10 protein-coding genes and 2 pseudogenes are annotated in these 13,821 nt (G+C 64.9%); 3 read left to right on the top strand and 9 right to left on the bottom strand.

What is annotated here, in order from left to right:
• Nucleotides 1-316: 316 nt before the first annotated feature.
• Both istA and RYJ27_RS13110 read left to right on the top strand, forming a co-directional pair.
• Nucleotides 317-1,876 carry an IS21 family transposase gene (gene istA / locus RYJ27_RS13105; protein WP_330170572.1) on the top strand — a complete coding sequence of 520 codons (1,560 nt, stop codon included), beginning with the start codon at nucleotides 317-319 and terminating at the stop codon, nucleotides 1,874-1,876.
• Nucleotides 1,873-2,624 (top strand): annotated as a pseudogene (locus RYJ27_RS13110) (ATP-binding protein). The gene istA and the pseudogene RYJ27_RS13110 overlap by 4 nt, the downstream one beginning before the upstream one ends.
• Nucleotides 2,625-3,024: 400 nt before the next feature.
• Here RYJ27_RS13110 and RYJ27_RS13115 read toward each other — a convergent pair.
• From RYJ27_RS13115 to RYJ27_RS13130, 4 genes are all read right to left on the bottom strand, one after another.
• Complete coding sequence (locus RYJ27_RS13115) at nucleotides 3,025-3,702, bottom strand: hypothetical protein (protein ID WP_330170727.1); 678 nt, start codon at nucleotides 3,700-3,702, stop codon at nucleotides 3,025-3,027.
• 6 nt (nucleotides 3,703-3,708) lie between these two features.
• Nucleotides 3,709-4,254 carry a hypothetical protein gene (locus RYJ27_RS13120; RefSeq protein WP_330170728.1) on the bottom strand — a complete coding sequence of 182 codons (546 nt, stop codon included), beginning with the start codon at nucleotides 4,252-4,254 and terminating at the stop codon, nucleotides 3,709-3,711.
• 80 nt (nucleotides 4,255-4,334) lie between these two features.
• Complete coding sequence (locus RYJ27_RS13125) at nucleotides 4,335-5,117, bottom strand: TIGR04255 family protein (RefSeq protein WP_330170729.1); 783 nt, start codon at nucleotides 5,115-5,117, stop codon at nucleotides 4,335-4,337.
• 141 nt (nucleotides 5,118-5,258) lie between these two features.
• Nucleotides 5,259-7,037, bottom strand: a complete 1,779-nt coding sequence (locus RYJ27_RS13130) for a DUF4209 domain-containing protein (RefSeq protein WP_330170730.1) — start codon at nucleotides 7,035-7,037, stop codon at nucleotides 5,259-5,261.
• A gap of 144 nt (nucleotides 7,038-7,181) precedes the next feature.
• Here RYJ27_RS13130 and RYJ27_RS13135 point away from each other — a divergent pair, with 144 nt between their 5' ends.
• A complete protein-coding gene (locus tag RYJ27_RS13135) occupies nucleotides 7,182-7,466 on the top strand; it encodes a helix-turn-helix transcriptional regulator (protein WP_330170731.1) in 285 nt (94 codons plus the stop codon).
• On the opposite strand, the gene RYJ27_RS13140 is transcribed toward RYJ27_RS13135, so the two are convergent.
• The 5 genes and pseudogenes from RYJ27_RS13140 to RYJ27_RS13155 all read right to left on the bottom strand — a co-directional run bounded on the left by RYJ27_RS13140 (nucleotide 7,420) and on the right by RYJ27_RS13155 (nucleotide 13,761).
• The gene (locus tag RYJ27_RS13140) at nucleotides 7,420-9,174 is read right to left on the bottom strand and encodes a LysR family transcriptional regulator (RefSeq protein ID WP_330170732.1); all 1,755 of its coding nucleotides are present in this window, start codon (nucleotides 9,172-9,174) and stop codon (nucleotides 7,420-7,422) included. The genes RYJ27_RS13135 and RYJ27_RS13140 overlap by 47 nt on opposite strands.
• 210 nt (nucleotides 9,175-9,384) lie before the next feature.
• Nucleotides 9,385-9,813, bottom strand: a pseudogene (locus RYJ27_RS13535) (TniQ family protein); the annotation flags it as partial.
• Complete coding sequence (locus RYJ27_RS13145) at nucleotides 9,810-10,928, bottom strand: ATP-binding protein (RefSeq protein WP_330170733.1); 1,119 nt, start codon at nucleotides 10,926-10,928, stop codon at nucleotides 9,810-9,812. The gene RYJ27_RS13145 and the pseudogene RYJ27_RS13535, both read right to left, overlap by 4 nt.
• Entirely contained in the window at nucleotides 10,925-13,042 is a 2,118-nt protein-coding gene (locus tag RYJ27_RS13150) for a hypothetical protein (protein WP_330170734.1), read from the bottom strand. Before RYJ27_RS13150 ends, RYJ27_RS13145 begins: the two co-directional genes overlap by 4 nt.
• Entirely contained in the window at nucleotides 13,039-13,761 is a 723-nt protein-coding gene (locus tag RYJ27_RS13155; protein WP_330170735.1) for a TnsA-like heteromeric transposase endonuclease subunit, read from the bottom strand. Before RYJ27_RS13155 ends, RYJ27_RS13150 begins: the two co-directional genes overlap by 4 nt.
• Between the last annotated feature and the right edge of the window lie 60 nt (nucleotides 13,762-13,821).

Genomic DNA, 13,821 nt, shown 5'->3' on the forward strand with positions numbered 1-13,821 from the left:
CGTCAGCGCAGAGGCGCACCCAAGTTAATCGACTTGCGGGCACCGCGCGCCTGGGGTGTGTGGCGAGCCGGGAGTTCCGCCTCGCAGGCGTGACCGATCCTGACCGTGCGCGATCAATTCTGCATTGCCCGCTGCCACGGGCTCTGACGCTTGAGTGAGTATTTGCGCTTCTGAGGGCCACTGATATTGGGGTTCAGGGCCACTCGCTGATCGACGCGATGGCGTCGTTGAGCGCCACCGAATATTGGGGTTCGGGGCCATCTTCCTAGGCTCCTTCTGCCGCGTGGCCTATCACGCGGCAGAAGGAGTGATTCGGATGGTACGCAAGATCAAGGTGAAGCTCGTGCTTCGGTTGCGCGCGGAGGGGCTCACGGGTCGGCAGATCGCCGCGCAGGGCATGTCCCGCACCAGTGTGGCCCTGGTGCTCGACGCCGCCGACCGGGAGGGCATCGGCTGGGACGACATCGCCGAGCTCGACGAAGCGGACGTGTATGCGCGGCTGTTCCCCGGGCGTGGTGAGCACGAGAGTGTTCACGCGCAGCCGGACTGGGACAAGGTGCATCGGGAACTCGCGAGGGTCGGGGTGACGTTGAAGCTGCTGCATGGCGAGTACGTCGATGCCTGCCGTGCCAAGGGCGAGACGGCGATGGGCTACGACCGGTTCTGCAAGACCTACCAGCGTCACGTGCTGGTGATCGGGGCGGCGTCGCGGGTCGGTCACAAGGCCGGGCAGACGGTCGAGGTCGACTGGTCGGGCAAGACGATGCAGCTGGTCGATCCGGTCACCGGCACCACGACGAGGGTCTACCTGTTCGTCGCGAGCCTGCCGTTCTCCCGCTACTCGTTCGTCGAGCCGACGCTGGATATGAAGCAGGACACCTGGTTGCGCGCGAACACGGCGATGTTCGACTGGTTCGGCGGGTCCGTCCCGCGGATCGTTCCGGACAACCTGAAGGCGGGTGTGATCAAGCACCCTGCCGAGGGCGAGGTGGTGCTGAACGACGCGTATCGGGAGCTCGCGGCGCACTATTCGGCGGCGGTGCTGCCGGGACGGGTGAAGAAGCCGAAGGACAAGCCGAGTGTCGAGGGCACGGTCGGGAACGTTGCGACGGTGGTGATCGCGGCTCTGCGCAACCAGCGGTTCGCGACGCTGCCGGAGTTGCGGGCCGCGGTCTACGAACGCGTCGCCGCTTACAACGCGAAGCCGTTCCAGAAGCGCGCCGGCTCCCGGCTGAGCGTGTTCGAGGGTGAGGAGAAGCCGCTGCTGCGGCCGCTGCCGCAGGTTCCGTTCGAGATCTCGCAGTGGCTCTACGGCCGCAAGGTTCAGAAGAACGGGCATGTGGTGTTCGAGCGGAACTTCTACTCCGTCCCTTACGAGAACATCGGTCGGTCTGTCGACCTGCGCATCACCGACACCATGTTGGAGGTGTTCGCCGGGGATCAGCGGCTCACCAGTCATCTGCTCGCCCCGGCCGGGGTGGTCAACGAGTACCGGACGCATGACAGCGATCTGCCCGATGGGCCCCGCTACCAGCAGATGGACCCGCAACGGGCGCGGGAGTGGGCCGCTCGGGTCGGGGAGCACACCACGACGATCGTGAACCGGATCTTCGAGTCCGTCCCGGTCGATGAGCAGGGGCTCGGGGCTGCGCTGGCAGTGCTGCGGATGACCCGACGCTACTCCGCCGCCCGTGTCGAAGCCGCCGCTGGCATCGCGCTCGAGTCCCGCGTCCGATCACCCAGGTATGCGCACCTGCGGCCGATCCTCGACTCGAATCAGGACCAACGCGGCAGAGGCCCATGGTTCGAACCCGCCGACGAGGAACCCGTCGGCTACGTCCGCGGCGCCGACTACTACGCAGGAGGCACCCGATGAGCCGGCTCGACTCCGAGACGAAGCGGAAGCTGCGGGAGATGGGCGTCCCCGCCCTCGTCGACGCGCGCTCGACATCCAGGACGAGGGCCTCACGATGGGGCTGGTGTTCGAGGAGAGGATCAAGCTCGCCGTCGACGACGCCCACGCCGCGTTCACCCACTCCAAAGTCGAAGGCCTCATCCGACGAGCGGGCCTGCGCTACCCGAACGCGGACCTCCGCCGCGTCGACATGCTCGAACAACGCGGCCTGGACCGGGGTGTGATCGCGCAGCTCGGGACCTGCCAGTTCATCACAAGGCACATGAACGTCGTGTTCCAAGGCTTCACCGGCTCCGGGAAGAGCTATCTCGGCTCGGCGTTGGCGAAGCAGGCGTGTCAGCACCGCTACCGGGCGCACTACATCCGCATGCCCGACCTCGAAGAGACCTGGGCCGCCGCGAAAGACAAGCCAGCGGGTCGGGAGAAGTGGTTGCGGAAGTACTCCACGTTCACCCTCCTCGTGATCGACGAATGGCTGCTCGATCCACCCACCGACGACGTCCGGTCCATGCTGCTCGAGCTCCTCGAACGCCGTTACGACGCGACCTCGACGGTGTTCTGCACCCAGTACGCGAAGAAGGACTGGCACCAGCGCCTCGGCGGAGGGGTCCACGCCGACGCGATCATGGACCGCATCGTCCACAACGCCCTCTGGATCGAGACCGGCGACGTCAACATGCGCGAGCACACCGCCGCCGCGGCCAACTGAACCCGGGCCGGTGAGCGTCGCACCTGCGGGGGTGGCGCTCACCGGCAATACCGGTGACCCGAGAGTGAATACCGAGTGGCCCTGAACCGCAATAATCAGTGGCGCTCACGACTCCAAATACTCAGCTTGAGTGTGATCATGCGCGGCACGGCGACCCGGAATGTCCACATGGACATCGCATGACATTTCATCTGCGAAATGGACAACTTCAAAAAACCTACAACTGGTGTAGGAACCGCTCAGAAATGTCCATGTCGGAGGCGGAATCGTGCGACCCTCCGGAGCGATATGTCCACGTCGCGTCGTCGGCTACATCCAGCAACTTGTCCATCCGGATGGCTGAGACTGAGCGGCTACACGCACATTCCTACGTCTGGTGACCAGCATGGACATGGACGCGTCACTCGGCGGCAAGTCGAGCCTTAATCTCAACTCGCATCTGCCGCCGAACCCCGGCTCGCGTCTGAGGATCATCGAGCAACGTCTGTCGGTTGACGCCGGCGCCACCCTCGGCGCCCGCACGGATCCACTCGTGGAAGGCAGCCGACGTGGCTGAATCAGTTCCTTCGAGGTCCGTCATCCACTCGGCCTGCAAGTCTGCCTCCGCGAATGGCCCTGAGATCTGCTCGTTGAAGGTGATCGTCTTCACAACCACCCTGCTGTTGTGATGAACCCATCGTTGGAGCAAGAGATTTACGCCCTGCTCACTCAGGACGGCGATGCGTTCACATCCATCGAGCAGATCGTCAGGGCCAAGCAGATCTAGCGCCAGAAAGTCGATCGAGTGCTTCTCGTGGCCTTCCTGCAACCCAGGCAAGGGCATTCGCCGATACGCCTCCTTCGACCAGCTCGACCTGTGGCCTTGAACCTCCACCACCCGCGCTACCAGAATCTGCTCGAGCAGGTCCGAGCCCTCGCGGCGCAACGCACAAGGGTGCTGAAGAACGGCCCACATGGTCGAACCGTCCCGCCTACGAAACACGTCGCCCGTGAAGATCGGACGGGTCGGGTCGACCTCGGCTCCCTTCGCCATAAAGATCAGCTCAGGAACAGCAGGTGTCTCGAGATCGACAGTCACCCCGGCTCAGTCCTTCGGCCGAATCGAAACCATCCCGTCGTTGGCGACAAAGGTTTCAAACGCAGGGTCTATGTATCGCTCACGCCAGTCGGGATCGAACGCGTCGAGCGCTTCATCGACTGCGCTGTGGTTACTCGCAAGGTCGAGCACAAGGTGCGCCTTACCGCTAGCGACGAGGTCGATCGGACTGACCGCGACTCCACGCGCCACCGGCATCTCGAACCACGACGCGGGGTCGTTTACGAGCATCTCCTGCTCGATCTTCTCTACCACTGCCACGACGTAAGCAAGCTTCAGGCGATTCTCGCCCGTGATGTTCTCTCCCCGCCGCCACTTCTGAAGCGCGGGTACCGAAACTCCGGTGAGGCGTGCCACGTCGCGCCAGGCGAATCCCCAGTCGTTAAGCCGCCCAAGCAGGTCGGCTGGGCGCTGCCGACCAAGCAACTGGCAACTCTGAGAAAGGTCGTCTTCCCACGCACGCCGATGCAGTTCCCGCGTATCGCCATCAAGGTGACGTACCTGCTGACGAATGGTTCCGACGTGCTGACTCAACGTTGTTCGTGTCTCACCGACCTCAGGAAGGCCGACGTATCCACCCGTGGGGGCAAGCCTTTCTGTCGCTGACAACGATGTCATCGAAGAACCTCCTGTCTCAGTTTCTCAGTGATAAGGGACTCAAACACAGACCTAATGGGGACATGTAGCGCGTCGAGCGTGTCCGTCACGAACAGAGGATCGAACTCCGGGACACCGCGACTGATGGGTTGCCACGCTCCATCCATGTCGATGAGGAAGAACGGCCCTGATCGTTCAGCGGGCCGAACCAGATTCGGTGAAGAGGCGACTGCCTGTCCATCGCCTATGCCGTATCGAACGGTATAGGACAAGCCGGGCTCAGTCTTGACGATCGTGACGCCTTGCGTCTCCTGAATCGGAGCGCCGAGAACATTTGACAATCCCTGCGGGCCGAGCAATTCCGGAGCAACCCACTCCGACCAGTTGGTGGCCCCTGCTTCCGCGGGAACCCGAAGCTCATCGATGTATCTCAGACCGATGCGTTCGACTCCATCGAGAGGCGCGATGTCGTTCCGGGCGTGCAAGGCGGTCGCGACCAATGCGCTGAAAGCCTCCCAGCCCTCGTACCTCGTCGTCTCTACCGCCACGGCATCAGGTCGCAGAGTCACGCTTTGGTGAAGACTCCGTGAGACGAAGCGCGGATGATGCGAGACCTGCTGCTTGCCCGATGGCAGTTCAACATCGACGACTTGCTCCACCCGAAGAATGGGTAGCGCGTCGCGCAACACGGCACCTACCGCTTCTACCTCGGCGGCCGACAGTTTCCGGCGCACAGGATGTCGGATCTCCGCAACGACAAGAGCGATGGGCGCGTGAGGATAGATCTCCCGGTCGGCCATGGCTCGATGCTACCGGAATAGAAACTGAAAGTGATACCAACAACGTTGGTGATTCAGCAGCACTAGCGCCCCCACGCCCGAAGGCCAACGTGGCTGCGACGCCAGGGAACACCTCCGTGGCGACGCCGCCCGGCGTCAACGTCAGCTCTCGTCATCCATGCGATCAACGTCATCAGTCGATTCTGCTCGAACGGCGTGATAGTAGGGCGTGAACGCGAGCAAGAACGCCATCCACCACGCGTACAGTGCCGCATCACCGCCCGACTCAGCCTCATCCAGGAGACCGTGCGCAACGCGGTTGCGCAGGTTCGGGCCGGTCGGCCCGCAGAAGAGGGCTCGAATGTTCCACGCGAGGTCCTCACCGAGAACCTCATTCGCTTCCGGAAGCTCCATGAGCGCGCTCAGCCCTGGCTCCATCTCCGTGTCATTGGTTTTCAGGTTGCGCGTCTCAACTCCGCTCGCCTGCAGTGCGCCCCGCACGCAGGCTTCGATCGTGGGAGCAAGTATGAACAGTGACTCGGTCACCCGCCCGTAGTAGCCGTGATGGAGCCCGCGGGCATAAAGGCTCTTGCGGTCCGCCGGCACGAACCCTGAGGCGGAGACGATCACCTCGAAGTCCCGGATGTCGAGTCGGTAGTTCGTCGAGAATTGCATCACCGCTGGCCGGATGTGCGCGGTCGCGATCGCAGCAACGTGCAGTGAGTGGTTCTTCACCATCTGCGCCCATCGACTCGGATCGACGCCGGAGCGAAGCCTGTCTTCGTCTGTGCTGTGGACTTTCCGCGCATCGTCCGTAATTGTCGAGCTCGGCACGATGTTCAAGAGCCCCGTCTGATTGGAGGACTGGAGCGCGTCTTCGAAGGTCTGGAGCGGGGCCGCCGAAAACCACCTAGCGAGACCTCGAATGAGGTCGGTGTCGTTCGCGATTGCTTCCGCCTGCTCGACGATCGGAGACAGGTCGATCGGACCGCTGCGGACCTTCTGCATCTCGCCAAGCGCGCGCTCGCCAGCCACCCGAATCAACCTCGGGAGCTTCCTGACACGCTTTCGTGTGCGCTCACTTCGGAGGTGCCGCGGAACCTCACGGTAGGAGCTGTAGGCATTGCCTAGGAAGTTTCGCGCGACGAGACTCGAGTCTCTCCGTCGCTTTGCTTCTTGCCACCACGTATCGCCGATCGCCTCTCGACTCGGTGCCGCTAACGCGTCGGCGTCATTGCCCCGTCGCCACCGGATCGACTCTTCGAGGAGCTGAACCTTCGCATGGGCAGTGAGCTCGGCGCTCGCCAGCGCGTCGAGCCTGTCGGCGATCTCTGCGGAGTGGCCGTTGAAGTAGCGGGCGCGTCGCATCGCCTGCGCGACGTGCCACGCGGCGATGGGCTTGCCGCCTCGAAAGGCTTCGAGCGCCCGGGCTGTAAGTGCCTGAACGCCGTCATTGAGGCGGTAGCGACCCGCTATCTCAGCGGCGCGGATCCACATCTGCATCAATTGGTCGTCGGGGTCGGGTAGCAGTGAAAGTGCCGCAACAATCTCGGCGTGCTGCTTGGCGAGTGAGAATCGCCGACCCCGATCGCTCTCTCGAACTAACAAGATGTCGCACATGCGCGCCGCGAGCACGGATGGAGGAACCTCTTCAAGAAGTAGGCCAAAGAACTCGAGCGCTTCATTGTCCAGGTCGTCGGGCAACGCCGTGCGCTTGCCTCCGAGTGACATCAGCGGCGTATACGGGCTATCCCAGTCAGACCCGTCGAGCATCATCCCGGCAATTGCCGAGAGGCTCCGATACGCGTGCGCCCCTGCGGACTCGCTGTCGAGGTCATCCGCGAGCGCCTGGAAGCGACTGTGCGCGTCGATTAGCGTGTCGTCGCCGACGATTGCATCCACATCGATCGCAGCGAACATCTCTCGTGCCGTCTTCGTCACCGGCCGAGCGTATCGAGTCTGGCCGACTGCCGGCGACACGCCCGAGCAGCCGGTCACGGCCGTCATGGACTTAGATCTCCGCTACGCGAGGAATGCCATACCGATTAGGCCACACCGACGCCCGTCCGCGGAAACGCTGGATCAGTGTCGAAGCGAACCAGACCCGAGGATGCGGCCTGGAGCGACTACGCGGGCAAGCTCGCCACGAACCTTCAACGGCTCCGCCACGAGCGCGGGCTCAGCCAGGAGGACGTCGCATACCGGTCCGGCCTGACGCGCTACACGTACCAGAAGTACGAGAAGGGCGAGTCGAAGCCGGGAACGCCGGCGAATCCGACGATCCGCACGCTGCTCGCGATGTCGCAGGCGCTGGACGTCGATCTCACTGAGATTCTTCCGCCCGACGCGCCCGACCTTCGGCTTCGCTGAACTCGAAGGCGCGCGACAACTCACGGTGCACGTCGGCGCCGAGCGCGGTGAGGGCGAGTGGCTGACCTCGGAACGCACGGTGGATCAGCGGGCCACCGGCATCCACCCCGATCCGTCTCATCTGGTTCGCGAGGATGCTCAGCGTCACTCCGAGCTCGGTCGCGGCGGCCGTCATCGTGCCGTGGCGGGCGACGACGAGGAATCGATCGGCGCGCTGTGTGGCGTCCTGTCCGACGAGGATCCGGCGCAGTAGCGGCGAGTCGCCGGCGCGTGGGTCAACCCGGATCGCGGTCGCTCGGCTCGCGCTGCCGCGGACTCGGCGCGGGATCCCAGCGGCCTCGAGGTGGCGGTTGATCGTGGTCATCGTCACGCCCACCTCCGCGGCTATCTCAGGGATGGTGCGGCGCTCGTCGATGTAGCGGCGCCGCAGCCACTCCACATCGATGTCAGCCCTCCGTCGACCGATGCGAATCTCGACGCCGACCTCCTCGAGCACGCGGCTGACGGTCTGACGGGCGACCCCGTGTTCGAAGGCGATCTCTCTCACCGACTGCCCCGCGGAGTACGCCGCGACCGCGCGGGTCGGCTTCACTGCGGCCCGGGCGGGGCGAGCTTCCGGCCATTCGCCCCCGCCCGATGCGGCGACATCTACAATCACGCCGGCGAGGTCGAGGTCCGGCATCCATTCCACGGGCTCATCGATGTGCCGCGCCTTCAGGAATGCAGTCGCCGAGTCGTTGAGCTCACGGGAAACGACTTCCGGCAATCCGTCGCGAAACGAGCGAACTTCGGCGAACGAGGGGAAGCCGGCCTCTTGAGCGAAGGGCGCCCGCGCCACGCGATTGCCGCTCAGTAGGGCGTAGAGGTGCGCGCGGGCCGTCTGCCACCGCCGATCCCCACCGGGCAGGACGTTCGCCATCCGGCAGATCTCGCGCCACTCGTCGCGGGGCAGGATGCCGGAGTAATCGATGACCCGCCGGCGTGCGAAGTCGATCGGCGTCGAGGTCTCATCGAGGAACGCGACAAGCCGAGCGATCGCGCGGATAGTGTCGGCCTCGGGTGCGTTGCGGCCGAGAGACCGCATGACGTGGCTGACCTGGCGTCCCTGTGCTGCGGGATCGAGGAGCTTGATGGCCGAGCCGTGAGTGAGGCGGGTGCCCACGAAGACCACGGCTGCCGCCAGCGCACCGCCGGCGATCTCCGCATCCAGGCGCCGTGGTGCGAGGCGTGAGGTCCATTCGGGCCACAGGACGGCGGGAAGCTTTGCGGCTCTCGCGGCCGGATCCACCACCGACATCGTCACCGCCTGAAGGGTCGCAGTAGGACGCCTCATTCGACCGAGCGCACGGCTTACGTGGTCGCGCAGTGGCGGGGAGTAGTGGTCGAGCGCGGTGTGGACGCTGACGCGTCCGCGCAGCAGGTCAGTGACCCGGTCGCCCGACTGCAGCGCAACGAAGGCGATCGTGTTGCCGAGAGCAACTTCTCGGGCAGTGCTTGGCCGCAGATCCACCTTGCCGGTGCGCTTGTGAGACGCGATCGGTCTCACGTCAACCTGGCCCGCAGGCATCCACTCGAAATGCTCTCCGTCGACGAGCGCTTGTCGTGCCGCGCGTGACAGCAGCAGCATGTCGGACAGCACCTGGACGGTGCTCGGTCGACCGCCGGCGTAGATGCCGAACTCGCCGACGCCGGTAGCGATGACCCTCAAGATCGCACGTTGCGCTTCGCGAGTCTCGGAGTCCGCCGCCACGAACTCCTCGCTCGAAGTGAGATCGACTCCGCAGCGCGCGCCTAACATCGGCGGCTCGGTCGGCGGTCTGTTGTGACAGTGCCCGGGTTCCGGAACGATCGTGAGGGGATGGGCGAGGAGCCGGGGCGGTTGGCCGCAACCCGGGCACCGGTCGACGAGTAGACGCTTGTGGCGTTGGCAGGCGAAGCCGAACGGGAACTGCCAGGACAGGCGCCAGCGGCCTCCCGAGTCGGCGAGACACTCGGGGCAGTAGCGGGCGGCTACTCCCGTGGCCGGGCAGGACGCGCTGATGCGTCCCTGAGGCGTGAGGCGGATGGCGTTCGCGGCGAACGTGGTGCGGGTCATCGCGCGGAACTCGTCGCCCGACCGGCCGGTCGCCAGCTCGAGGTTGCTGAGCTGCTGAGGTTCGAGCGCAGTGGACCAGGCCCGTGAAGATTGGGATCCAGCGGCGGGAACCTCGTCGCTCCCGATCAGTCCGAGCGCTCGAGCCATCTCGCCGACAGTCGCCCCATAACTGTGGGCCATGAACTCGACCCAGGAATCGAAAGGTTCATCCGGGAGCGGCATCGCGACGTGGAGCAGGCGCCGGAGGCTCATGCGACGGACCGAGGCTTGCTCCGCTTGGCCGCGAGCTTCTTCTCCTCGAGCTCCATTGCAACGACCTCCCGCGCATCCTCGGCTGCCACGTCGATGTCGATCTCGTCCAGCACCGCACGGGTCAGTTCCTCAGTGCCGTCACGCATGGCGTGCACAGCACCGAGGGTGATCAGCTTAAAGAGCGAGCCGATCATTCCGGTTGAGCGTTCGTAGAGGTAGTCCGCTTGCTCACGGAGCATGTGCGGTCGCGCGTTGGCCAGCACAAGGCGCGCGTCGATCGCGCCCAGCAAGGTCATCCAGGTCTTTCGGTGCTCACCGACCGGGTGCGCGAATGGCGGGAGGGTCAGGCGTGTCCAACGCCGCGCGATCTGCGACATCGCGAGCTTCTTGTCGGTCTTGCTTTCACTGAGCAGCCCTGTGCTGCTCATGTTGACGCCTGTGAAGAGGAAGGTCGCCGGGTACTCGTTGGCGAGCCACTTCAGCTCGTTGGCCAGCGCGACTCCCTCGTCGGTGTGGATCTTCAGGAAGTGCACGTCGTCGACGATGATCAACCGCGTGCCGTGACGGCGAACCGACTCGGCTGCCAGCGCAGCCAGGTTTCGGTTGCGCAGGTATCGGCTCCTCGAGGCGTCGGCGGAAGGATGGTTGTAGAAGTTCAGGATGGACTCGTTCAACGCACGCGTCGTCGTGTTCCCGGAAAACGCCACCCTGCAGACGGGGATGTGGAGCGTCTGCCCGTCGTCGAAGTCACGTCCGTGCCGCAGGATCTGCCGTTGGTGAAACGCCCGCCCGAACGCGTCGACGGCGGTGGTCTTGCCGAGCCCGGGCGGCGAGTCGATGACCGCGGCGCCCTTCACCCGAGACGGGCCCTGTTGGTTCGCATCGAGCAGGTCCCAGAGGCGTCCGTTCAGCCTCACGACCTGCGGAGTCTTCACCAGGAAGTTCGCGTGATATCGCTCGCGGTGGTAGTCGTAGGCGACACGCTCGTCCTCGCTGAGCTCCTCGATCTGTCTCGCCGACAGCCGCTCGGGCTGCTCAAGGGCTGGCGCTTCGGCGAAGTCCCGCCACCCCTCCCAGCGAGAGAGGAGTTCGTCGCGCTCGAGCGGAAGGATCACAGGTCCTCCAGGAGGTCGATGTCGTCGAGGTCCTCTTCGATGAGCTCGTCGGCGGTGAGCGCGAGCGGATCGTCGTTTTCGCTCGCCTGTGCTGGTGAGAACGAGACCATGCCCAGCTCCTCGCTCAGATCCGGTCCAGCCGTCTGCTGCGCGATCTGCTTGGCGATGTGCGGGAAGAACGGGCTGTCTGGGCCGTCCGCGGTCTCGGCGAGCTGGGCAGCCAGTCGCGCGCTAATGCGCTTCTCGGCAGGCGTGCTCGCACGGCCGGCACCCCACCGTTCGAGGAGTTCACCGAGCACTTCGGACACATTCACACCGTTGCGACGGTCGAGAGCGATGCCCTTGGCGTACTCGAGGGCGTCGAAGCTGAACGGCACCGGGACCTTCGGCGCGTGCTCCCAGCGCAGCACGTGCCAGGAGTTGTCGTCGGGGTCGTTGAAGTAGATCTGCGAGAAGTCGTCGGGGTTCACCGAGAACTGCCACTTCCGCTTGCTCTTTGCCATCGCCCGTGATCGGTCGTAGTACTTCCCGACGATGTCGCCGTTGTAGCGGAGAGTGCCGACCTCGACGCCGTAGTGGTTGAACTTGCGCTTCACGACGGGGAGCATCTCGAGCAGCAGGTTCGGGTTCGATGGGACACGGATGCGGCCGGCCACCGCGATCCCCTGCTCGAACTTCTGAGCGGGGCTCATCTTGGCCGCCGGCAGCTGCGAGTCGACAAGTCCGTCGTGCGGGCGAACGTGGTAGATCGTCGCGATCCACTCCCGCAGGATCTGCTCCAGCTGCGGGATCGTGTAGACGGCTTCCACCTCGGGCGCCTCACCCCGCGAGGCGATGTCTGAGCCCTTGTAGCCGGGTAGCTCTTGCAGCACCTCGTTGATGGTGCGGAACCACCGTTCCACCCACGCCTTGTCGGTGCCGGTATAGACGTGCGCGGGCTGGATGGAGATCCCGAGTCGCTGGCACACGCTCGCCACGTGGATCGACATGAATGGCTTACCGTGATCGATGATGATCGTGTCGGGAAGGATGCCGGGTCGGCGGAACCGCAGCGCCTTGAGGTTCTCGACGTCGATAACGATGTTCTCGGGTACGCCGTGGAACGGCCAGGTCGCTCGGTCGCCCCACTCCGCCGGCATCTCGCGCGGCATGAGCGCTTCCATCAGCACTCCCGCGACATCCACCGCCTTGGTCGAGACGGGCGCAAGGCGAAGCCCGAGGATCGACCGGTCGTAGAGGTCGAGGGCAACGGTCAGCTCGGCGCGTATCCACTTGCCGGTGACCGGCGCGACGCCGAAGACGTTGAGGGGTGTGGTGTCGAGGACGACGTACTCACCGGGTCTTGTCGCGACCAACCGTCCGTACGGCACGGGCGGCCGTGTGTCGATGGATCGTTGCGCGCGCATGCTCGCGCCGAACGTCCCCTTGCCACGGGTGAGTTCGGCGACCGCGTCGCGAGCGGTCGAATCGGAGGGGATCCGCACATCGGCATCCGGGTATTCCCGGTTGACCCTTGCCAGCACGATCGCGAGCGTGGTCGTGACGCTGCGCTTGGCGCCGCGCACGTTCTCCTCAACGACGCGCCGGCACATGTCAACCCAGCGCGGATCGAGGCCGGAGAGCGCCGGCGTCCACGATGTCTTCCGGAAGTCGAGCAGCGCGAGATCTTCGCCCTCGTCGAACCGATCGTCCCAGCGCTTCAACGTCTTCGGACTGACTCCGAGCTCTGCAGCCTTGGTACGACGACGCTGGTGAATGGTTGTGAGCTTCGGGTTGTACTCCGGTCGAGGCTCGTGCGGCTGAGCGAGCGTCGGCAGCCCCGACGCAAAGCCCGTGCGCATCTCGCGGATGTGCGCGGCCTTTGTTCGCGCCTCATCGCGTTGCGCTTCCGTCGCGTCCGCCCAGATCAGCGCGAGCGGTGTGAGTGCGACCTCCTCCGACGGCAGTCCGAATGCGTCCATCGCGTCGCGAAGGAGCTCGACGAGTCGAACCCGTCGGGTTCTCTTGGCGCCGTCGACGAGGACGACGGCATCGCCGGCGATCTCGATGACGGTGCAGAGACAGCCGTCGTACGAGACGGTGCTGCCGACCCGGATTTCAAAGTTGTGGCTCATGGCATCTCCAATTGGGTGTGGTTGGCAAGGGCGGAGGTGAGGTCGCAGAGAATCAAGCGGCGCCAGAGCAGGTGCAGCACGACCGCTCGCGCATAGGGAGCGTCACTCAAGGCGGCGCCAGCACTCCGCAGACCCGCGCCGAGTGTGGGTGCCTCGCGAGTGGCTTCCTCGACCAGATCGACGTCTCGCTGAGGGAACTGCCAGCGACGCCTGTAGCCCGCGAGGAACCGGATGTTGGAGAGCAGTGCAGGGGCGGGTTCTGTGACGATCCGGTATGCCCACCCGCGCGACTGGATGATGTCGCCCGCCCACCGGAGAGCACCCGCGATGTCAGGATCCTCGAGCCGGCGCTTGGGCTTGACTTCGATGACCGTGAATCGGTGGTCGTCGTGCTCAATCAGGTAGTCGGGCACGTAGCTTCGCTCGACACCGTCGCGGTCGGCGATCAGCTCGAACGGCTGCGAGGCGATGCGAACGGCCCGGTGGTCGAAGTCCTCCAGGAGTAGCGCCGCGAGTTCGAGGCGGCTCTCGTACCCGACGAAGCCCTCCGTCGTTGCCGACCAGTAGCGCCCCGGGTAGTGGCGCTGTCCGCGATGCCAGCGGAACGTCCGCCGAGGCTCGGCCTCGAAGACATGGGGGGCGTCCAGGTCCGATAGCTCGCCCCGTTCGAGGTCATCCCGATCGAATCTCAGCGTGTAACCCGGCAATGACGTCGTCATGGTGACCTCCTAAAAGTCACGAGCCTAGAGTCATAATTCTTGACTCTTAACGTACGGAGG

The organism is Microbacterium limosum (genome assembly GCF_036324365.1).
Lineage (GTDB): Bacteria > Actinomycetota > Actinomycetes > Actinomycetales > Microbacteriaceae > Microbacterium > Microbacterium limosum.

What these genes read in the sequence shown, in the direction of transcription:
- istA (WP_330170572.1), top strand. Translation starts at nt 317, where the DNA reads ATGGTACGCAAGATCAAGGTGAAGCTCGTGCTTCGGTTGCGCGCGGAG.
- RYJ27_RS13150 (WP_330170734.1), bottom strand. Translation starts at nt 13,042, where the DNA reads ATGAGCCACAACTTTGAAATCCGGGTCGGCAGCACCGTCTCGTACGAC.
- RYJ27_RS13125 (WP_330170729.1), bottom strand. Translation starts at nt 5,117, where the DNA reads ATGGCCGACCGGGAGATCTATCCTCACGCGCCCATCGCTCTTGTCGTT.
- RYJ27_RS13155 (WP_330170735.1), bottom strand. Translation starts at nt 13,761, where the DNA reads ATGACGACGTCATTGCCGGGTTACACGCTGAGATTCGATCGGGATGAC.